16 protein-coding genes and 4 pseudogenes are annotated in these 20785 nt (G+C 72.2%); 4 read left to right on the top strand and 16 right to left on the bottom strand.

Features of this window, described 5'->3' with window-relative positions:
* Positions 1-1855: pseudogene (locus FHS37_RS33200) on the bottom strand (hypothetical protein); the annotation flags it as partial.
* Between the two features lie 123 nt (positions 1856-1978).
* On the opposite strand from FHS37_RS33200, the gene FHS37_RS33195 reads away from it, so the two are divergent.
* The gene (locus tag FHS37_RS33195; RefSeq protein WP_184828127.1) at positions 1979-2176 is read left to right on the top strand and encodes a hypothetical protein; all 198 of its coding nucleotides are present in this window, start codon (positions 1979-1981) and stop codon (positions 2174-2176) included.
* 144 nt (positions 2177-2320) lie between these two features.
* On the opposite strand, the gene FHS37_RS33190 is transcribed toward FHS37_RS33195, so the two are convergent.
* Entirely contained in the window at positions 2321-2641 is a 321-nt protein-coding gene (locus FHS37_RS33190; RefSeq protein ID WP_229890304.1) for a DUF6336 family protein, read from the bottom strand.
* Positions 2642-2659: 18 nt separating this feature from the next.
* Between FHS37_RS33190 and FHS37_RS40200 the strand changes: the two are divergent.
* Positions 2660-2956: pseudogene (locus FHS37_RS40200) on the top strand (hypothetical protein); the annotation flags it as partial.
* A 12-nt stretch (positions 2957-2968) separates the two neighbouring features.
* Here the strand turns inward: FHS37_RS40200 and FHS37_RS33180 are convergent.
* The gene (locus FHS37_RS33180; protein ID WP_184828125.1) at positions 2969-3649 is read right to left on the bottom strand and encodes a hypothetical protein; all 681 of its coding nucleotides are present in this window, start codon (positions 3647-3649) and stop codon (positions 2969-2971) included.
* Positions 3650-3743: 94 nt separating this feature from the next.
* Here FHS37_RS33180 and FHS37_RS33175 point away from each other — a divergent pair, with 94 nt between their 5' ends.
* Complete coding sequence (locus FHS37_RS33175; RefSeq protein WP_229890303.1) at positions 3744-4019, top strand: hypothetical protein; 276 nt, start codon at positions 3744-3746, stop codon at positions 4017-4019.
* 245 nt (positions 4020-4264) lie between these two features.
* Here FHS37_RS33175 and FHS37_RS33170 read toward each other — a convergent pair whose 3' ends face one another.
* The 9 genes from FHS37_RS33170 to FHS37_RS33135 form a co-directional block, all read right to left on the bottom strand.
* Positions 4265-4957: a response regulator gene (locus tag FHS37_RS33170; protein WP_184828123.1), complete on the bottom strand. Its 693-nt coding sequence runs from the start codon at positions 4955-4957 to the stop codon at positions 4265-4267.
* Positions 4958-4961: 4 nt separating this feature from the next.
* Positions 4962-6179: a sensor histidine kinase gene (locus tag FHS37_RS33165; protein ID WP_184828121.1), complete on the bottom strand. Its 1218-nt coding sequence runs from the start codon at positions 6177-6179 to the stop codon at positions 4962-4964.
* 28 nt (positions 6180-6207) lie between these two features.
* Positions 6208-7086 carry a CPBP family intramembrane glutamic endopeptidase gene (locus tag FHS37_RS33160; protein ID WP_184828120.1) on the bottom strand — a complete coding sequence of 293 codons (879 nt, stop codon included), beginning with the start codon at positions 7084-7086 and terminating at the stop codon, positions 6208-6210.
* Between the two features lie 195 nt (positions 7087-7281).
* The gene (locus tag FHS37_RS40195) at positions 7282-7419 is read right to left on the bottom strand and encodes a hypothetical protein (RefSeq protein WP_229890302.1); all 138 of its coding nucleotides are present in this window, start codon (positions 7417-7419) and stop codon (positions 7282-7284) included.
* Entirely contained in the window at positions 7416-8366 is a 951-nt protein-coding gene (locus FHS37_RS33155) for an ISAs1 family transposase (RefSeq protein ID WP_229890301.1), read from the bottom strand. The genes FHS37_RS40195 and FHS37_RS33155 overlap by 4 nt, the downstream gene beginning before the upstream one ends.
* Before the next feature lie 563 nt (positions 8367-8929).
* The gene (locus FHS37_RS33150; protein WP_184828118.1) at positions 8930-9358 is read right to left on the bottom strand and encodes a hypothetical protein; all 429 of its coding nucleotides are present in this window, start codon (positions 9356-9358) and stop codon (positions 8930-8932) included.
* A gap of 95 nt (positions 9359-9453) precedes the next feature.
* Positions 9454-10305, bottom strand: a complete 852-nt coding sequence (locus FHS37_RS33145; RefSeq protein ID WP_184828275.1) for an IS5 family transposase — start codon at positions 10303-10305, stop codon at positions 9454-9456.
* Positions 10306-10421: 116 nt separating this feature from the next.
* A complete protein-coding gene (locus FHS37_RS33140; RefSeq protein ID WP_184828116.1) occupies positions 10422-11477 on the bottom strand; it encodes a Brp/Blh family beta-carotene 15,15'-dioxygenase in 1056 nt (351 codons plus the stop codon).
* Positions 11478-11483: 6 nt separating this feature from the next.
* A complete protein-coding gene (locus FHS37_RS33135) occupies positions 11484-12536 on the bottom strand; it encodes a bacteriorhodopsin (protein ID WP_184828114.1) in 1053 nt (350 codons plus the stop codon).
* A 236-nt stretch (positions 12537-12772) separates the two neighbouring features.
* On the opposite strand from FHS37_RS33135, the pseudogene FHS37_RS41365 reads away from it, so the two are divergent.
* Positions 12773-13088: pseudogene (locus FHS37_RS41365) on the top strand (hypothetical protein); the annotation flags it as partial.
* Positions 13089-13646: 558 nt separating this feature from the next.
* Here FHS37_RS41365 and FHS37_RS33130 read toward each other — a convergent pair.
* The 4 genes and pseudogenes from FHS37_RS33130 to FHS37_RS33115 form a co-directional block, all read right to left on the bottom strand.
* On the bottom strand, positions 13647-14963 hold the full coding sequence (locus FHS37_RS33130) for a phytase (RefSeq protein ID WP_184828112.1): 1317 nt from the start codon (positions 14961-14963) through the stop codon (positions 13647-13649).
* Between the two features lie 357 nt (positions 14964-15320).
* Positions 15321-16337: pseudogene (locus FHS37_RS33125) on the bottom strand (IS701 family transposase); the annotation flags it as partial.
* Positions 16338-16404: 67 nt separating this feature from the next.
* A complete protein-coding gene (locus FHS37_RS33120) occupies positions 16405-17163 on the bottom strand; it encodes a thioesterase II family protein (RefSeq protein ID WP_184828110.1) in 759 nt (252 codons plus the stop codon).
* An 86-nt stretch (positions 17164-17249) separates the two neighbouring features.
* Positions 17250-20785, bottom strand: a 3536-nt coding sequence (locus FHS37_RS33115) for a type I polyketide synthase (protein ID WP_184828108.1), incomplete at its 5' end; no start/stop codon positions are given.

Genomic DNA, 20785 nt, shown 5'->3' with positions numbered 1-20785 from the left:
CCTGCTGAGCCAGGGTCTCGGCGCCCTCCCGGTCCCCGGCCTCCTCCCGCATCACGGCCAGGCCGATCAGGACGTAGGTGTTGCCGTGGCCGGCGGCCTGCTGAGCCAAGGCCTCGGCGCCCTCCCGGTCCCCGGCCCTCTCCCGCATCACGGCCAGGCGAAACAGAGGATAGGCGTCGCCGCGGTTGGCGGCCTGCTGGGCCAGGGACACGGCGCTCTCCCAATCCCCATCTTCCTCCCGCATCCGGACCCGGCTGTACAGGACAAAAGGGGTGCCGTGATTGACGGCCTGACGGTAGAGGGTTTCGGCACCCTCCCGATCCCCGGGCCTTTTTTGTGGCTGAGTCAGGGACGACGACGCGCGGGTGCTGCCGTGCTCGGCGGCGCGGTAGCGGAGGTGGTGGGCCCATTGCAGGCGGTGCCGGTGTTCGGCGGCCCAGGCGAGGCTGTGCAAGTCGTCGGGATGGGTGAGGTGGGTGTATGCGGCGTGCCAGAAGGATGCGGGTGGGCACAGATGGCGGCGTGTGGTGCGGCCGTGTTGCTCGAGGTAGTCGGCGAGTCGGAACACCGGCCCCGCCAGCTGCAGTGAGGGAGCGCCAGCAGACACGGAGGGGCCGGGTGGGCGCCGCTGGGGTCGGGGGGTGACCCGGCTCAGGGAGGCCTGCTTGCCGTGCACCTTCTCGGCGAGTTCGGCGTAGACCTTCTCTGCCCAGTCCTCGGTGAGCTGGTTCCAGTCGGTGTCGTGGAGGTAGTCGGCGGCGGCGTCGGTGAGGAAGACCTGCGGCAGGTGCAGGCCGACACCGAGACGACGGGCGTCCATCGCCGCTTGAAGGAGTGCTTGGGCGGCCGGGCTGGCGGTGCGGTAGCGCTCCAGGAGCGCGGGGCCTCCGGCGAGGTCCTGCGTAAGACGTCCGTCGGCACGGACGCGGGTGAGGGCGTCGGCCAGCAGCCGGTCACCGCCCTCGGCCAACGCAGTCGCCGCGGCCAGGGCGCGGGGGTCGAAGGCGTCGGGGACGCTCACAGTGCGTCCGGCGAGCAACTCCCTCACCCGACTGTGCGGATCCGGCCCACCGGGAGTGGGCAGGGCGGTGTACTGCTGGACGTAGTCAGGCCAGAGCGTGCCCAGCACGAGGACCGGCCCGCGCTGCGGGCTGACCAGCAGGTCGTGCACGGCCGCAGCGATCTCCTCACCGGCCGCCCGGTCACCCAGGTAGTGCTGGGCCTCATTCAGCCATACGACCGTGCGCGGGCCGATCCGGTGCATGTCCTCAAGAGCGGCCCTGGCGCGGGTGGGGTCGAAGGGGTGCCACAGCCGCCACCCCTGCTCCGCCAACGGCTGCACGGCCTCCCAGCACGCCCGCGTCTTGCCCGTCGACGAGCTGCCCACCAGGACCAGCATCCGGCTGCGGCCGACCGCAGCCTCCCGCACCGCCTCCGCCAGGATCCGGTCGTGCTCGCGGGGCACGTAGCCGGGCATCAGCCTCTGCCCGGGCGAGCCTGAACCGTCCTGGGCGGTGCCGGCCGGGTGGACCTCCAGCGCGTGCGGATCCCACTGGCCGATCGGCCGCCCCGGCCCACCCGGTGTGACCGTGCCCGGCTCCTGGGCCGCGGTCCGCCGCAACTCCAGCAACTCCCCCGCCGGCAGCTTCAGCGCGCGGGCCAGCGCCGCCACCGTCTCCGCAGACGGCACAGGCTTGCTGGGCGAGAACGCATCCGACACCACTGTGCGCCCCAGGCCCGCTCGGGCGGCGAGCTGCGTCTTGGTCAGCCGGGCCCGGGCCAGCCCGTCGCTCAGCTTCTTGCGCAGTTCGGCCAGCGCCGAGCCCGGCGTGTGACCGGTTTGTTCGTCGTGCACGCGCGCCCCCGCGGGTGGTGAGGTGTTCGCCGGTGTTCATCTTCGTCCCGGCGAACCCCGGCGCACACCGATTCCGCCACCTTCGTCCACGTCAACACCCCAACCCCTTGACGGGAGCCTGTCGTGAACGTCGCGCTCGTCCTCCTCACCACCGCGCTCGTACTCGTCATCGCGGTGCTGGCCGCCGCCGGCGCGGGCAAACTCGCCCGCCTGGACGGCGCCACCTACCCCACCGCCCTCACCCGCGCCGCCACCGCCTTCGCCACGGTCCTCACCCTCGCCACCGCGGCAGCCGGCACTCTCGCCGCCTTCCTCACCTGACCCGGCCCGCTCTCGCGGGCGGCCGGCGAAATCCAGGTGAGGCGGCGGTCACCGCTAAGGTGATCGGCTCCCTGCACCGGGGGCATCGGGTCGTGGAGTTCGAAAAGTTCCTGGCCAAACTCTGCCGTGCCGAGCGTGTGTGGCTCAGTCGCCGTACAGCCAGCTGTCGTACCCGGCGCCGTCCACCAGGTGGTACAGGCCGAAGGCGCCGGGGAACAACACCAGGGCCAGCACCCCGATCCGCAGCAGGACCGGGGCCGCGACGGTCACGGGCCCGGCCTGGCCCCTGACGGTGCGCCAGTCGCGACAGCGCCGGATGTCTCCCCCGCAGGCCCACCAGAAGAAGGGCCCGATGAGGATCCCGACCACGGCCACGGCGGCGGCGAACCCTCCGGCGACGGCGAGGAACGTCATCCGGTCGTGGTGGTCGCCGACGAACAGGGAGGCCGCCCCGAGCAGGGGCACGGCGGCCAGCCCGTACGCTGGGTCCGCTCACCGCAGTCGGTCGAGGTCCGCTTTGGCACCAGCCGGGCCGGCGCCGTCGACGTCGCGCTCTCCACCATGGCGTCCGTCGACGCGGTGCTCGCCGAACGTCCGGAGGTCGACTGGGAGCAGCTGCGCGCGGTGGGGAAGGGCTGGCGCTCCCCGCTCGCCGCCGGCGTCATCTCCTCGGTCGTGGTCCGCATCCAGCGCCGTCAGGTCGCGTCGGCGACCGGCCTCAGCGACGCGGAGGTGTACCGGAACCTCGCGGACCTGCCGCTGCACGGCCTGACGCGCTGACGACCCACCGTGTCAGGCGTCGGGGTGTTCGCCCGCCGCCACCTTCCTGACGCGCTCCACCTGGAGCTTCGTCAGCTTCTCGAACTCGGCGTCGCCGGCGAGGTTGCTGCACTCGATCCGGACGACCGTCCCTCCGACGCGCGGCACGGCCTCCCAGGCCCAGGGCGTGCTCTTGCCGTCCTTCGTCTCGGCGAAGGCCGCGGTCTCATCGGCGCCCGCGTCCGGTTTCACCGGGTCCTCGGCGTTCCGGGGCAACGCGGCCGCGATCATCTTGTGGGCCACGGCCGCGTTCTCCGGGGTGTCGAAGGCGAGCACGGCGAATCGCGCGAAGGCCGTTTCCGTACCCTCCCCGTCGGGATCGGGCCGCTCCCCGACGAGTTTCACCCTGCCGGCGGTGTGCAGCCCGACACACACCGTCCCGGCCTCCTCCTGGCACGCGGCGGCGGACTCGAAGCCGTCGAGCAGCCTGGGCGTGTGCGCCGACCAGCCCTCGGGCACGCCGACCCTGCTGGGCAGCGCCTGGGCCACCTGCTCGGCGCCGTCCAGGACGGGCGCGCCTGCCTTCCCCCGTGCTCCGGCCGCCCAGCCGGGGCCCGCGTCGTCGCCCTCGTCCCCGCAGGCGGTCAGCCCGGTCATCAGCGTCACACCGAGGACGATCACCGGCAGCCGGCCGGACACATTCGGTTTCCTCACAGCGTCCTTCCCACGTCGGGAGGCGAGCTCCCACCTCTGCGTTCTCACGTCTCTCATCGTCGTGATCAAGGGATGACCAAGGAAGGAACAGCTGATGCGCGATCAGGGGGTATTGATAACCTGCCCGCATCGACGCAGGCCCGGACGGTTCTGGCGCCGGTACGGGCCCGGCGCGCACTACCGGACCAACGCGACAGCCGCCGCCTCCGACCCGGCCCCCGATTTCCTCGCCTCAGGGCTCCAGGGCACCAGCACCCACCGTTTCCACACCTCCGCGTACATCGCCGGCCCCGACACTCTCGAGGGCCTGGGCGTGATCGCGGTGAACGACGAAGAGGTAGGCGCCTTCTGGTCATTCGGGGTCTACTGAAACCATCGCGCGAGAGACGCTGGGACGCGGCTGCTCAGCCCTGGCTGGCCGGCCCAGCCGATCACGGCACTGGTGTCGGGCGGCACGTTCTTCCTGGCCTTCGAGGACGGCACAGTGGTATCGGCATCGGTGCCCTGACCCCGGCAGGCCGTACCGGGGGCACTGGGCAACTGTCCGGCGAATCATGCGTATGACGTCTGAAGCCGATGGCAGGCGGTGCCGTACGGGGCACACGCGCATGCCGGTCACGGTGTGCCGGGCACCAGTCCGACCCGGTAGGCGAGGACGACGGCCTGGACGCGGTCGCGCAGGCCGAGTTTCGCCAGGATGCGCGACACGTAGGTCTTGACGGTCTCGGGCGTGATGAACATCGACGCGGCGATTTCCGCGTTCGACAGCCCCTCGGCGATCAGTTGGAGCACTTCCAGCTCGCGGGGGGTCAGCGCACGCACGACGTCCTGTCTGGCCGGCCGGGAGGTGTCGGCTGGTCGCAGATGCTGGGCGAAGTGGCCGATGAGGTGGCGGGTGACGGCGGGTGCCAGCAGGGCCTCGCCCCGGGCGACGGTCCGGATACCGTTGACCAGCTCCGCCGGAGGCGCGTCCTTGAGGAGGAACCCGCTCGCTCCGGCGCGCAACGCGTCGTAGACGTAGGCGTCGACGTTGAACGTGGTGACGACCAGTACCTTCGGCGCGTCTTCGATATCGGGACCGGCCAGTTGTCGCGTCGCCTGGATGCCGTCGAGCAGGGGCATCCGGATGTCCATCACGACCACGTCGGGGCGCAGCCGCCGCGCGGTCTGGACCGCCTCGTGGCCGTTTTCGGCCTCCCCGACGACCTGCATGTCGGGCTGCGCGGAGAAGATGGTGACGTAGCCGGTCCGCACCAGCGCCTGGTCGTCGCAGACGAGCACACGGGTCGGTGGCGGCGTATCGCTCACGAGGTCACTCCTGAAGGGGCTTGGACGGAATCGTGGCACGGACCTCGAACCCGCCTCCGGGCCGGGGACCGGCCTCCAGTTCACCATCGAGCATCCGCACCCGTGCACGCAGCCCGGCCAGCCCCCGTCCGCCCGCGGGACCCGGCTTCCCCGCAACCGGTGCGGCGGCGGGCCCGTCGGTGGTCACCACGATCTCGATGTGCTCGTCGCCGTGCCGGAGCAGGACCCGTGTCGGCTTCCCGGCCGCGTACTTCAAGGCGTTGGTGAGCGCCTCCTGCACCACCCGGTACGCGGCCAGCTCCACGTCCACGCTCTGCGGCCGCCGCTCACCCTGCTCGCCGAACTCGACCGGCTGACCCGACCTGCGGGCCTGCTCGACCAGGTCCCCCACCCGCCCCAGGGCGGGTGCCCGGCCCGCACCCGCCGGGTCCGTGGACGCCGCCTCGCCGGTCGCCTCCAGGACACCGAGCAGGTACCGCAGTTCCGTCAGCGCCCGACGGCCGGTGTCGCTCACGGCCGTCAGTCCCTCGCCGGCGCGTTCCGGCGCGGACGTGAGCAGGAACTGCGCCGCGTCGGCCTGGACCACCATGGCCGTCACGTGGTGGGTGACCACGTCGTGCAGCTCGCGGGCGATCCGCGCCCGCTCGGCGGCCGTGGCCGCCTCGGCGGCCAGCCGCCGCCGCTTCGCCTCTTCCGTCCGCCGCGCGCGCACCGTGCTCCCCACCAGCCAGGCCGCGGCCAGAGCCAGAGAGAACGCGAGGTAGTCCGGTAGCGAATTCGGTGAGCCGAGACGGTTCAGGACGACGGCCAGCACGGCGTAACCCGCACTCGCCACGACGACCAGGCCGTGGCGGAAGCGGACCTGGTGGGACCCGGCGGAGTACAGGGCCAGATACAGCCCCATGCTCGCAAACGTTGTCGCGAAGCCCAGCGCCTGGTGCACGGCGAACGCGCCCGCGATGACGGCCAGACAGGCTGCGGGCCACCTGCGGCGGCCCGCCAGCGGCACGGTCTGGGCCAGGACCAGCCCGACGCTCAGCACGTTCGCCGGCCGCTCGGGCAGATCTCCGATCTGCGCACCGATCCGGGACAGGGGCGGCACGAAGGCCAGCAGGGTGAGCGTCAGGGCGAGGACGCCGTCCTTGAGGAGAGCATCCCGCTCCTGCCACCGGTCGAGCGACGCCCGGAGCAGCGGGATGCTCCAGGTCGCCTGACGGGACATCACTTCAGTTTCCTCCAGCCGGCCTGTCTCAACGGGGTGCGCGTCGGCGGGTCTTGATGCCACCGTTCCGGTGGGCGCGGACGAGCATCGGAACGGCGATGGCCACGCCCATGAGGACGGGCATGATCGATGCCTCCAGACCGAAGCTGCCACCGGTCAGAAGGGCGGAGCCATGGACGTCGACGGTGAACAGGCCCTCGGGGGCGTGTCCGGAGACCGGGATGCCGAGCAGCTGCTCCGTGGTGTTCCAGGCGAAGTGCAGACCCGCGACGAACCAGATGTTACGCCGCCACAAGAACGCGGCTCCGAGCAGGACGCCCGCTTCCAGAGCGATCGCCAGTCCGCTCCACGCGTTCGCTCCCGGAGCGCCCAGGTGGGCGACGCCGAAGAACAGCGAAGTGATCACGATGGCGGCCCGGCTACCCCACAGCTGTTCCAGGGCCTGCAGGGCAAGACCGCGGAACAGCAACTCCTCGGTGACCGCAGCGCCGATCTGCACCACGACCGCGGTCCAGACGACCGACAGGAAGCCGTTGCCCGCCCAGGTGAACGAGTAGCCTCCGAACGCCGTGATCAGGAGAGCGGAGACGAGGATGAAGCCCAGGCCGATTCCGCCGCCCAGCAGCACCTCCCGGGCGGCCCCGGACCGGGCGATCTCCGGCGCGGAGCGTCGTGCGACACGGCGCATGACATAGCAGTACACGGCCACCGCAGCGGCCGCGCCCAGCACCGGTACCGGGCCGGGTCCGGTCGCCGTCAGGCCCGAGACCAGGCCGACACCGGCCATCCCCATCAGCATCCAGCCGAGCGGAGAACGCGCGATCCGGCCGAAGCAGCCGCCGCGTCCGTCGCGGTCCTTGTCCAGGCCGGAGCCTGTGTCGTGCTGTGTGGCGGACGTCGTGCCCATGGTGGCCTCCCCGGTAGCGGGTCACCCCTGCGGCGACCTGACGACCACGCTAGGAAGCCGCCGACGTCCGCGAATCACCCGCGCATGGACAGCTCCTGTAGCTCTCACGGGGGATGCGTCACTTACACCCGCCCGCTCCGCCACGGGACGCGGTCGAGGCACGAACAGGACCGGGCGTCGTAAGAAGGCCAGGAGCTACGGCCACCGCGGCGGCGAGAGCGAGGCGGGAGTTCGTGTCCGGCTCCGGCCGGTGCGGCGGAGGGCGGCGGCGATGTTGGTGTGGCCGTCCTGGCGGTGGACGCCGATGGCGAGGTTGCGCAGGCCGGTCATCACGCGGGGCAGGTGCCGGGGACGGATCTTCGAGGCGTTCTCACGGAAGGTGCGGCCGCGGACGTGGTGGAGCTGGTTCTCGATCTTCCAGCGGCCGCGGATCCACGCGGCGAATGCGCTGCCGGTGGCCGCGCCACGCCGGGTGGCAGGCTCGTGACCAGGTAGATCCGCTCGATGGTCAGCTTGCCGGAGCCCAGGTCCCGCCTCCAGCGCACGACTTGAAGGACCTGGCGGGCGTGCGGGTAGTCGATGTGGGCGAACGCGGCGGTCTTCAGTCGGCGGATCTCGTTGTGGTGATGGGCCCGGGTGCGTTCAATACGGTCCAGGCGGATCGCGCGCCAGGGCAGTCGACGGGCCCGCTCATGCAGGGTGGGGTGGTTCCTCTTGACGACGGCCAAGTAGTGGGTGCCGCGTTCGTGCAGGTAAGAAGCGTGATCGTGCTGGGTGCGCAGGGCGTCCGCGGTGATCACGGCTCCCGTCAGGTCGATGCCGTCCAGGAGCGGAGCGAAGGCCTGGATCTCGTTGCGCTTGCCGTCGACCTGCATCTGGGCGAGGACGTCGCCTTGGTGGGTCATCGCCGCGATCAGTGCGGTGGCCGGCTGGTCCTTGGTGCGGGAGCCCCAGAGCGTCTTGCCGTCGACGGCGACCGCTCGTCGGCTCGTGGGGGGACTGTTGCGTTCCTGGAGGAAGCGGCCGATGGCCCTGTCCAAGGCGTCATCGTTCACCGCGGCCAGGCCGAGGCGGATGGCCGTGGGCTGCGGCGGGCGGATGAGGCCGGTCAGCGGGTCCGGGCGGAACCCGAGCCGAGCCAGAACGCGCTGCGGCGCGTCCGCGCCCCGTTCGCCGATCACGGCCATCGATGCGGCGCCGACGAGGACGGCTGCGGCCGCCGCGGTCAGCAGGGCCGTCCATGGGTGGCGGATCCCGCGACGGGCTCGTGGACAGGGCACTTCATTCAGGTATGTCCGCAGGTCAGTGGCGGTTTCCGGTGCGACGGAGCCAGAAAAGTTCCCCAGTTGTTCCAGGCAGGACGGCATGCGGGAAGATGGGCGGGCAGGCATGGACTCGCTCGGTGCTCATACGGATCCGACACCCACATGATCACCGGCGGCCCTGCCTACCCTGCTTCCAGGACCCGCCACCGCCACAAGCCGACAAGTCGTCACATCCGGTGCCCGGCAGGCGAACCGCCCACCTCGAGACTCCTCAAAGGCTCTGGCCGGCGTCCACCTCGCCGATGTCGCTGACGCAGCCGAACGCGGCATCCACCGAGTCTGCTCCAGCGAGCAACTCCCGTGGTCCTTCCTCACCCACACCGGCCTGACCATTCATCCCCAATCACCGCAGAACCAATGAAAAACCCAGCAGAGCAACGGCTTCTGGACCCTGGGGTGTGGCCTGCCTTCGCCAGGCCGCCACCACGGTTGCGGCACCGCTGTGCGTCCGGTCAGGGCCCGATGAGGGGCAGAACTGCGGCGGCCAGTTCAGCGGGAGTCGCCGAACCATATGCCGCTCAGTCGGGCGGAACGATGAGTTCTCGATGATGAACCGGGGACTGCGGGCATTCCCAGACAGGCTCCCCGGCGACGACGTGGGCCACCAGGGGGTGCGGGTGCCCGGGGCAGGGAGGAATCGGATCACCGCTTGCGGTTTCGATGAGGTGGTCCTGCAGTTGGGAGGCGAGAGACATGATGGCCTCCGCACGGTCCACTCCCAGCGTGAAATGCGCCGCGAGGGTCTCCGGCTGCTCGGCTGCGCTGTCGGCGATGAACACGACCTCGGATTCGACGGCGACCACGCCGTCCAGAGCTTCCTCCGGCACCCTGAAGGAGGTACGACCGACGGGTGCGGTCTCCGTGACGCGCCAGGACTGACCGGACTGGCCCAAGCGGTCGAGGATCGCTTGGGCCAGCCGGCGGATTTCGTCTTCGGGTACGGGCATTGTCCTAGTCCTTCCTCGCTCACACCGGACTCACCATCCACCCGCCAACCCCACTGAACTACCGGAAAGATCAGTAGGGAGCATCTGATCAATGTTCACGCGGACGTGAGTGGGATGTCCGTTTCGATTCGCCACGTTGGTGCGGATTCCCCGGTCAGTTCGCGGGACATTCTGTTAGCCCTCGCCCAGTGGATCATCGTCTGGGATCGCTGCGGCAGGACTTCGTAGTCCCGTGCCAGGCGGCGGTGCTGCATCAGCCAACCGAAGGTCCGCTCGATCACCCGCCGCTTCGGCAGCGGCTCGAACCCCTTCGCCCGTGGCCGCTGTACCACCTCGGCGTCGACACCCAGCCGGGTGCCGTGGTTGAAGATGCGGTCCTGGTAACCGCCGTCGGCCCAGACCCCGGTGACGCCGGGATGTGCCGCAGCCGGCTCGTCCAGCGGCAGCTTGCCGCCGGTGGTGTCGTGCACATTCGCGGCGGTGACCAGGACAGCCGGCACCAGACCGAGCGTGTCGGTGGTCACGTGCCGCTTGCGTCCTTTGCTCTTCTTGCCGGTGCCGATGCCCTGGCTGGTCCCGGCGACGTTCGCCGAGGTCTTCACGCTCTGCGCGTCGATCACGGCCGCGGTGGGCTCCGCACTGCGACCGTGAGCCCGCCGGGTCTTGTCGCGCAACAGGTCGTGGACCTGCCGGGTGGTGCCGTCGGCTTCCCCCTTCGCGTAGTAGTCGTGGACGGTCCTGTACGGCGGGAAGTCGTGCGGCAGGTACTCCCGCGGAATGCCGGTGCGGTCGACGTACAGGATGGCGCTGACGATTTCCCGCAGATCGTGCACCCGGGCCGCCGTAGCCGGTCCGGTCCGTCTCGCCCGCCAGGCCGTGAAGACCGGCTCGATCAGAGCCCAGCGGGCATCGGACACATCACTGCGGTGCCGACGACGAGCACTCACACACAGGGCAACGACCGTCAACGCCGCCAGTCACAAAACCATCCCAGAACACCAGCTACCCAGATCAGGGGACTCTCTTGTCCCTGAGTCCCTGGTGCGCCTCGGGAGACCTCGCGTCACCCGTCGTCCCGGCAGCGGTCGGACGGTGATCGGGCGGCCGCTGCGCGCCGTGCGGCGCGTGGTGGTGAGGGGCGTCCGGGCCCGGGCTCCGGGCGCCCCTCACCACGGTCCAGGTGGGCTACGACGATCAGGTGGGGGAAGGTGAGGGCGGCCAGCAGGACCACTCCGCCGACCGCTGTCCGGCCGTCCGCCAGGAAGGCACGGGGTAGGGCGGTGAGGAAGGCGAGGGCGGCCAGCGCGATGGCCGTGGGGACGGCCGCTTGACGGCCGAACCTGCGCAGCACCGCTGCGGTGTGCCCGGCCCGCAGTGCCGGTGCGTTGGCGGGGTCGGCCAGGACCAGCCGGGCGATGTGCCGTACCGAGTGCCAGGCGCCGAAGTAGGTGCCGAACGCCACCAGGGGTGGTACCAGGCCGAACAGCGCGGTGAGCAGCAACAGTTCGGCGGCCTGCCGGTGCCGTCCGTCGCGCAGTGCCATCCCGCAGCAGACCGCCACGGCTGCTCCGGCCAGTACCGCAGTGGCCGTCCGCACCGGCGCGGCCAACAGCCAGTCGGCGCCGGGGGCGAGCTGCCGCACCACCGGGCGCACTTGCTCGGGCCACAGCGCCAGGGGCAGTACGGCGGTGACCGTTCCGTGGGCGAGGGCGTGCACCGCCCGCGGAGCCGGATCCGTCGGACCGTCGCGCAGGGCGCAGAACCGGGCGTCGCCGTAGCCGAAGTGCAGTGCGGAGACTGCCAGGAAGACACAGAGCACGCAGGCCGGCACGGTCAGGGCGGCGGCGGGGACGGCCGCTGCCGCTGCGGCGTAGCCGAGCGGGACGACCGTCCGGTGCCCGGCCGCGGGCCGGGAGCCGCGCCGGAACCAGCCGGGCACCAGATGGTCGACGGCGCCGTGCGGCAGGCCGGCCACCAGACCGGTCAGGAACACCGCGACCGCCCAGCGCCGCCACACCTGCGGTGCCACCAGGCCAACGGCGAGCACGGCCGCCACCGCACCGGTGGAGATCCGGCCGGCCGGCACCAGGACGCGGGCCGCCGGGCCGGGAGCGGCCACCGGGTGTCACCGGGCCGTGCCGGTGACACCGCGGCCGTGGTCCCCGCCGGTGCCGTCCCCGCCGCCCTCGCGCACCGGCAGCGGGGCGGGGTGGGCGCTGTGCCCGGTCAGGGCCGCCGCCACCGGGGGCCAGGCGTCGGCCCGTTTGACGTGCGAGATCCACACCTCCTCCGGGTGGGTCCCGGTGCCGCTGCGGATGTCGTCGGCGGTGCGCATCTTGGCCACCTTGTGGATCAGCATGCCGAACCAAACCTTGGCGGCGACATCGGCCGCGCAAAAGCCGAGTTGGGTGACGAGAGCCCAGGCCACCAGGTGGGATCCGGGGCCGACGGACTGCTGGATCAGGTAGATCAGCGGGTAGGCGCCGAAGACGCTCAGCAGCAGGACGGTCGCCCGTTTCAGAACGGTGTACGCCTCCGGCGGCAGCTCGTCGCGGCCTGCCAGCACCGCGTAGCCCAGCACCGCGTACAGCACGAGGAAGAACACGGTGCTGATCGCGCCCCACACCACCAGCCACAGCACCCGGTTGCCGTTGTCGAGTACCTGGGCGCCGAGGAAACCGGCGAGGATCATCAGGAAGGATGCCACCACGGCCGTGCCGCGCAGCACGGACATCCGCCGTCCGGCGATGGCGCACACGGCGAGCAGTTCCACGGCGAGCAGCGGCACCGTGACCGACCAGTCCGCGTACCGCATCCCACCGTCGAACTCGGTGTCGGCCACCGGTACATACCGTTCCCCCCGGAGGGTGAAGGAGGTCTTCCAGCTGATGAAGAGTTCCACGTAGGCGAGGAAGGCCAGCAGCTGGAGCAGGGCGCTGGCGTCGCTCGCCGCCCGGTAGCGCGGGGCCGTTTCGCTCCGGGTGACGAAGGCGTGCAGGGAACCCGCCAGCAGTGCCAGAGCGGTTGCCATCAGGGCGTACTGCACCATGCGGTACTCGCCCGCCGTGTAGGTCAGCACGCCGGAGAACTCGCCCCGCACCGGGGGCGCCGCCGGCACGAAGGTGCCGCTTTTCCCCGCGGCGCCGAAAGCGGCGCCCATCGTCCGTGCGAGCAGCATGACCGTCCCCTGGGCCGGAGCGGCCGGATGGACGGCGGAACCCGTCGTCCACCCGGTGCGTGTACGCCGGCCCGGCTGGCGCACACGCTCGAGTACACGATCACGTTAGGGAGACACCGGGCGGACGGCGACCGGAGCGGGTCCGCCGGAGCGACGTCCCGGCCGTCCGGGCCGGGCGGAACCGGTGACCGCGGGGCCGCCCGAGGCGGGGATCGGCCCCGACACGGCCGGGCCCCTCCTGCGGCGACGGCGCCAAGGGCCCGCGGATCTACCACTGGGCCGGAGCCGTGCTGCCCGCCGACATCATCTTCGACCCCGGCCCACCAACCCACCACCGCTGGGCGATCGAGGAGTGCTTCCCGGCCGCGAAGAACGAGTGCGGCGGGGACGGGCGGGGCTGGGCACGGTGGCAGCGGCTGTGCGCGTGTCATGGCAGGTGGCTGCTCGATGTCGGCGACGGGCACCCGCTGGAGGGGCTCGCGGTGGGGCCGCTGGCGGGAGAACTGGGGCGGGCGCAGCGGCGGTGGGCGTATCTGGCGCGTACGGGCCTGAACACGGGTGGGGCGGGCGGTGCGCCGCGGGACGTGTTCGCGCTGGCGCGTGCGGTGGCGTGGGGGTCGGGGTGCGGCGCGCGGGCAGTCGGGGGGGTGAGCGGGTCGCTGGCGAGCTGGGCAGGCGGCTGGGGTGGCCTTGGCTGTAGGAGGTGGAGGCTACCGGGGTAGGACCGTTGTCGGCGTGGGCGCAGGCCGTGGCCCGTGCCCGCAGCCGGCCGGTGGATTCCGCTCCGGTCGAGCAGGCTCGGGGGTGTGGTGGGTGCGCAGCGTGCATCGTCCCGTCAAGGTCGGGCCCGGCCTGCGCGCCCCGGACGGCTCGGCCGCCGAAGCGGACGCGGGCAGGGGTGAGGACCATGCGGGCCCGGGTGCGATGGAGCGTGCAGTGGGGTCGGTGGGTGGACGGCTCGGCACTCGTGCGGTCCGCGTACGGGTCGGCTTCGCAGCCCACGCCCGTACGTCGGTCACGCTGATCGTCCTCGTGGACGGCGGAAAGGCTCGTGCAGGTCATGGGTGGCGGGCCGCCCGGCCGGAAGCCGGGCGGCCCGCCGGGTGAGGGTCAGTCGTCGAGGGCGTCCATGACCTTGTCTAGGTCGACGAACTTGAAGTTGGTCGCGTCCCGGTTGCCGTCGCCGGGGGCGTCGTGTCCGTCCTGGACGACGAGGAGGCCGTTCGGGTACTTGGAACCGAGCGGGGCGTTCAGGACCGCGGCGCCGTCGCACTCCTCGGAGCCGTCGAGGGCGCCGCTCGCGGCCGTGACCCGGAAGCCGCCCTCGTACTCGTTGGCGTCCTCCAGTTCGCGGTCGTAGGCGGCGAAGGTGTCGTCGCCCTGGCTGGAGGCGAGGATGTAGCCGTCACCGTCGGACTCGGTGAGCAGCGTCAGGCCCTCGACGTCCGCGGAGATCTTCGTGCCGCCGTAGCCGGGGTCGGCGCCCGGTGTGCACTCCTCGGTCTCCTCGTCGTAGGCGCCGGGGACGCCGTACTCGCGGACCTTGTCGATCAGTTTCGGCGTGCCGGTGAGGTCGGCGCGCAGGCGCCAGATGCCGATGTCCTCCTGGCCGGCGTAGAGCATGCCGTTGACCGGGTCGACGACCATGCCCTCGACCTGCGGCAGCTCACCGGGCTCGCCGCACGGGGACCACGAGGTGCCGTCGGGCAGCCGGAAGGTGGAGGGGAGGTCCAGGGTGCGGATCTTGCGGTACGTGACCTTGCCGTCTGCGGTCGGCAGCAGCTCCAGGAGGGCGATGCCGGTGCGTTCGCGGCGGCTGACCAGGGCGTAGGACTTCCCGGTCGCCGGGTCCGTCCAGGTCGCCAGACCGTAGGCGGTCCGCTGGTCGTTGATCTCGGCCTGGTCCTGGGAGAACACGGGCGGCGAGGCGGGGTCGGTGACGTCGGTCAGCGGACCGCCGGTGCGGTCGCGGTCGATGCGGTAGAACCGCAGCCGGTCGTGGCCACGGTCGCTGGTGACGGCCAGGTCGGCCTTCCCCGAGGAGAGCCGCAGTCCGTGGAGGAGGTCCACGTTGTTGAACCGGCCCGGGGCGTCGTCCTCGCCCACGGCGGGGGGCGCGGCTATCGACTGCACCAGTCGTGCGTCCAGGTCGTAGACGCGCAGACCGCCCTCCTTGGCGGTGGCGACGACGAGGCTGCGGTCAGGGGCCGCGGCGTTGCGCCAGATGGCGGGGTCGTCCGCGTCGGCGTTGCCGCCTTCGTCGTCGTCGTGCAGCACCGGCGTCTCCGCGCGGGGGGTGACGGACGGCAGTGAATCGCCGGAGACGCGGTGGCGGCCCTCGGCCTGGGCCGGTACGGCCAGGGCCGCCGCTGTGAGGGCCGTGATCACGGCCACCACGGCCGACCGGGCACTCGTGGAGCGAGTCACGCGGATCTCCTCTGAGAGGGGGTGAGTGGTCCTGCGAGAGAGTGGGCCCTCTTCATGTCGGCACGGCAGCCGTCGACCGACCGGTAACCACGGCCTCGCATGTACACGAGGTGAACGACGTGTCGGACAGCGGATCGTACGTCGGGAAGGTCATCCTTGTCGGCCTGGGCGTGATCGGGGTCGCGACGTTCCTCCCGCCGGGCCACGTGAGCGCCGTCGCCCAGACGGTCCGCGCCGCTGCCGCATCGGCGGTGGCGCTGCGCAACATGAGGTCGGCTGACCCTGAGAACGAGCGGGGCCCCCGGCTGCGGCCGGGGGACCTTCGCGCGCGGTGGCTCCGGTCTACCGCAAGGCGGCGGGCGCCTCGGCGTCTTCGGGCCACTCGATCAGCAGCCGGCAGTCGGGCAGGATGCCGTCCCACCGGCCCTGTTCGGCCGAGGCGGCGGCCCGGATCGGACACTCGACGGCCTTGCCGGCCGGGCGGACGCGCACGGCGGCGAAGCGGGAACGTAACTCGCCGCGTAAGCCCTGCCGCCAGGTGAGGGAGGTGAACGCTTCCTGCCCGGGACCGGCGGCCAGGGCTGCCACCGGAAAGGGGCCCGGTGACGGTAGCGGGGCTGGGGCCAGCAGCCGACGGGGACCTTGCGGTCCGGGATCACGGGCTTCGCGTCGAACGGGTGGGCGCTCACGTCCGCGCGGACGGCCAGCACGTGGTCGATTCCCCGCTGGGCCGGGCCGGCCCGCAGGTGGGCGTTGGGGCCGTAGGCGGCATCGACCACCACGACCGGCGGGTCCATGCCCCAGTCGGCCAGCTCATCGAGCAGGCCCAGCGCCAGCCGCCGCTTCTCGCGGTGAGCGATTCCGGGCGGGATGCGGGTGGCGGTGCGGCGGTCGGTGTCCACGGCCCACTCCTCGGGCAGGGACAGACGCCGCTGCAGCGGGCAGGAGGCGGTATCACTGGTGGCGTGGAAGCTGACCGCGACCTGGCAGTTGGCGCGTTTGCCCGTGGCCCCGCAGTGCTGCGGGGCCACGGCGACCGACATTCTTCCGTCCCTGGGCAGCGACACACCGTCGGTCACCCAGGCCGTCGGGCTGATCAGCGGCAGCATCCGCTCACAGATCCGCCGCTGCACCGGCACCGGGTCCCAGGTGGACCGGTTCACGAACTGCTGCAGGTTCTGTTCGTTGCCGTGCGGCAGCCGTCCGGCTGCCGCACGGCTGCCGGACGGCCATGGCCTGGATCGACTTGCGGCGGCCGTCCAGCATCAACCCCCGCAGGTAGCAGTAGCCCTTGGCCCGCTGCTGGCCCTTGCGCGGCACCGAGGCGAACACATCAGCCACGTACAACGCCAACCTCGCCCGGACACGGTTCACTTCATGTGCTTCCGTCCACCCAGCATGCCCAGGAACAGGCCGAACCCGAAGACCTAACGGAGTCCTGCTATACGACGGCCACGGCGTCGCGCAGCGCCTCCCGCACCACCGCGATCACCTCGGCCGCCCGCGAACTGAGGTAGAAGTGGCCGCCGTTGAAGACCTGGAGGTGGAACGCGGCTGTCGTGTGGGCTCGCCACGCCTCCGCTTCCTCGACCGTCGACTTCGGGTCCGCGTCGCCGACCAGGGCGGTGATCGGGCAGTCGACGGTCGCCTCCACGGGACCGTAGGTCTCGATGGCCCGGTAGTCACTGCGGATGGCGGGCAGCACCATCCGCAGCAGTTCCTCGTCGCCGAGCACCTGGGCGTCCGTGCCGCTCAGAGCCTTCAGCTCGGCCACCAGCCCGTCGTCGTCCCGCTGGTGCACGGTCTCCACGCGCCGCGTCGACGGGGCGCGCCGGCCGGAGGCGAACAACAACGCGGGCGTGTGGCCACGGCTCTGGAGCCGGCGCGCGACCTCGAACGCGATGATCGCGCCCATGCTGTGCCCGAAGAACACCACGGGCCGGTCGAACAGCGGCACCAGCTCGGGCGCGATCCGGTCGGCCAGCACGCCGATGTCGTCCACGTTGGGTTCGGTACGCCGGTCCTGACGGCCGGGGTACTGGAGGGCCGCCACGTCACAGTCGCTCGCGAGCGCGGCCGAGACGGGGAAGTAGAAGCTGGCCGATCCCCCCGCGTGCGGGAAGCACACCAGCCGGGCCGGGGCGTCGGGGGCGGGGTGGAACCGGCGGAGCCAGAGGTTGCTGCCGTCGGCAACTGTCATGTTCGTCGTCCGTTCTGCTGTGGTTTTCTGTCGGTGTGCTGTCGGTGTGCTGTCAGCGTGTCGTCGCACTCGGGTGAGGGGTCGTCTCAGTCGCCGTCCCGGTCGCCGCCCAGCCAGGCCCGCACGGCGAGTGCCGTGGACTCGGAGTGCTGCTCCATGATCGTGAAGTGGTCGCCGGGGACGTCGGTCCCCTCGTGCGGGAACGGCCACTTGGGTTGCCAGTCGTCCTCGGTCTCCAGGGCCGCTGACTCCCCCGGCGGGAAGGTGGCGTGCACGAACAGCGTCCGCGCCTCGACCGGTTCGGGCTGCCAGTCGTCGAACACGCGCAGGTAGCCGCCCTGCCCGGTCAGTTGCGCCCCGGTCATCAGCTCGAACGCCTGGTCGGTGGAGGCGCGTTCCCGCAGTGCCGTCTCCAGCCGGTTCTCGAACGAGTTCGTCGCGATGTACGTGTCCAGCAGCACGACCGCCACGGGTGCGCCGCCCTGCTGTTCGAGGAGCGCGGCGACGGCGTTGACCATCCACCCGCCCGACGAGTACCCGACGAGCACGTACGGCCGGTCGCCCGCCTGCCTCCTGACGGCCTCGGCCTGGTAGCGGACGATCGCGTCCCTGGTGGCGGGCAGCGCCTCGCCGGGCGCGAAGCCGGGGTGAGGCAGCACGGTGACGTTCCGCTCACCGGCAAACACGGGGGCGAACCGGGCGAAGTAGTGCGGGCCGGAGGGCGCCATCGTCGGCGGAAAGCACAGCAGCGGGACGCCCGGTCCGGTCGCCAGCGTGACCGGCGGCAGCGGGTCCACCTGGTCCGGCGTCTCGAACACCGGCCGGACCAGCGCGGCTGCGTTCACCATGTGCCACCCCTCCTCGTACAGACCGAGGTCGCAGGCCTGCCGGTACAGGCCGGTGAGGGTGTCCTCGGCCGCCAGGGCGGGGGTCTGGGCGGGGGCGCCCCCGGCCCCGGAGGCGAGTTCGCGCCGCAGGTGCGCGGCGAGCGCTGGTCCGGTCGGCCGGTCGAACACGACGGTGGTGGGCAGCCGCAGCCCGGTCGCGCCGGCGAGTCGGTTGCGCAGTTCCAGCGCGGTCAGGGAGTCCAGTCCGAGCTGGGACAGGGAGCCTGTGACGTCGAGTTCGTCCGCCGCGTACCCGAGGACGGCCGCCGTCTGGTCGCGGACGAGCCGCAGCAGTTCCCGTTCCTGCTCCTCCTGCGTCAGCCCGGCCAGCCGCCGCGCCAGTCGCTCCTCGCCGACCTGACCGGCCGCCCTGGTGGCCCGGCGGCGCGTGAAGCTGCGCAGCAGCGGGGGCACTTCGTCGGGCGCGGCACCGCGCAGGGCGCCGACGTCGAGCCGCATCGGCAGCACGACCGCGTCGCCCGTCGCGCACCCGAGGTCGAACAGGGCCAGGCCCTCCTCCTCGGTGAGGCCCGCGACACCGGAGCGGGACATCCGCGCCCGGTCGGCCCCCGCGAATCCGTCGGTCATCGCGCCGGCCGGCTCCCACAGGCCCCACGCCAGCGACGTGGCGGGCAGGCCGGCCGCCCGGCGGTGTCGGGCGAGCGCGTCCAGGAACGCGTTGGCCGCCGCGTAGTTGCCCTGCCCGGGGCCGCCGAGGATGCCCGCCACGGACGAGAACAGCACGAACGCCGACAGGTCGAGATCACGGGTGAGTTCGTGCAGGTGCCAGGCCGCGTCCACCTTCGGCCGGAACACCGTGTCGATACGTTCCGGGGTCAGCGAGCCGATCACGCCGTCGTCCAGCACGCCCGCCGAGTGCACCACACCGGTCAGCGGGTGGTCGGGGTCCACCGCGGCCAGCAGGTCCGCCAGCGCACCGGGGTCGGTGACGTCGCAGGCGGCGAGCGTGACGTGCGCACCGAGGCCGGTCAGTTCCGTGCGCAGCGCGTCGGCTCCGGGCGCGTCCGCGCCACGCCGGCTGGCCAGCACCAGGTGCCGGACGCCGTGACCGGTCACCAGGTGCCGGGCGACGAGACCGCCGATCATGCCGGTGGCGCCGGTCACCAGAACGGTGCCGCCGGGCGCGAACTCCAGCGGGGTCTCCTCCGCCGACGGCCGCGACGGGGTGATGCGCGGCACCAGCGGGTCACCGGCACGCACCGCCACCTGGGGCTCGGAACCGGCGAGGACGGCGGGCAGCACCGCCCAGGACGCGTCGTGCCCATCCACGTCGACCAGCACGAACCGGCCGGGGTTCTCGGACTGCGCCGACCGGACCAGGCCCCACACCGCCGCGTCGGCGATGTCCGGCGCGTCCTCGTCCGGGCGGGTCGCGACGGCGCCTCGGGTCACGAACACGAGACGGGAGTCGAGGAACCGGTCGTCGGCCAGCCACTGCTGGGCCGACTGCAACGCACGGAGGGCGGCAGCGCGGGCGGCGGAGACCGGCTCCGCGCCGTCCTCGGCGCACGAGACGACGACGAGCCGCGGCACCCCCGCCTCAGCGAGGGCCGCGAGGTCCCGGTGCTCCCCGACGACGACACCGGCCGCGGCCAGCCCCGCACCGGCCTTCAGCTCGTCCGGGCCGACGACGGCACAGTCACGAACGGCAGCGTCCGCGGGGGCCGGCGCCGCCACCCACTCCAGCCCGAACAGCGACTCACGGTGCCGCGCACCCCATTGATCCGCCGCGATCGGCCGCAGTACCAGGGACGCGACCGTCGCCAGCGGATTCCCCTCCACGTCGGCCAGCTCCAGGGTGACGGCATCGGATCCGGCCGGCGTGAGCCGCACCCTCGCCGCGGTCGCGCCGGTCGCGTGCCACCGGATGCCGCTCCACGAGAACGGCAGCCGGGGACGGCCGACGTCCTCGAGGAGGCCGCCGAGCATGCAGGCGTGCAACGCGGCGTCGAGCAGCGCCGGATGGAGGCCGAACGACGCGGCATCCTGGTGCTGGGCCTCGTCCAGCTCGATGTCGGCGTAGACGGCGCCCTCGGCACGCCACGCCGCCTGAAGGCCCTGGAAGACGGGTCCGTACGCGAACCCGTTCTCCTCCAGCGCGTCATAGAGTCCGTCGACGCCGACCGGTTCCGCTCCCGCGGGCGGCCACTGCGTGATCGCGGCAGGGGTTGCGGGGGCGCCGGGGGCTCCGGTGGCTCCGGTGGTGAGGAAACCGGTCGCGTGCCGGGTCCAGTCGGTGGCGGCGGGGTCGTCCGGGCAGGAGTCGATGCTCAGCGTACGGCGGCCGGAGCCCTCGTCACCGCCGACCGTCACCCGCAGGCGTACCCCGCCGCGTTCGGGCAGCACCAAGGGTGCGGCGAGCGTCAGCTCGTCCACCTCGTCGAGGCCGAGCCTGCCGCCCGCGGCGAGCGCGAGTTCCGCGAACGCCGTTCCGGGCAGCAGGGTCACCTGCGCGACAGCGTGGTCGGCGAGCCACGGGTGCGTGTCCGTGCCGATCCTGCCGGTGCAGACCAGGCCCTGACCGTCGGCGAGATCCACGGCAGCGCCGAGCAACGGGTGGCCCGCGCCCGCCAGACCGAGCCCACCGGCCGCTTCGTCGAAGCTCACGTCACGGGGAGCGTCCAGCCAGTAGCGCTGGTGCTGGAAGGCGTACGTCGGCAGGTCCACCCGCCGCGCGCCGCTGCCCGCGAAGAACGCCTCCCAGTCCACCCGCA

This window comes from Streptomyces griseomycini (genome assembly GCF_014203535.1).
In the GTDB taxonomy this organism is placed as follows: Bacteria; Actinomycetota; Actinomycetes; order Streptomycetales; family Streptomycetaceae; genus Streptomyces; species Streptomyces griseomycini.
The sequence above is the reverse complement of the archived record's forward strand: the minus strand, read 5'-3'. Positions and strand labels throughout refer to the sequence as shown.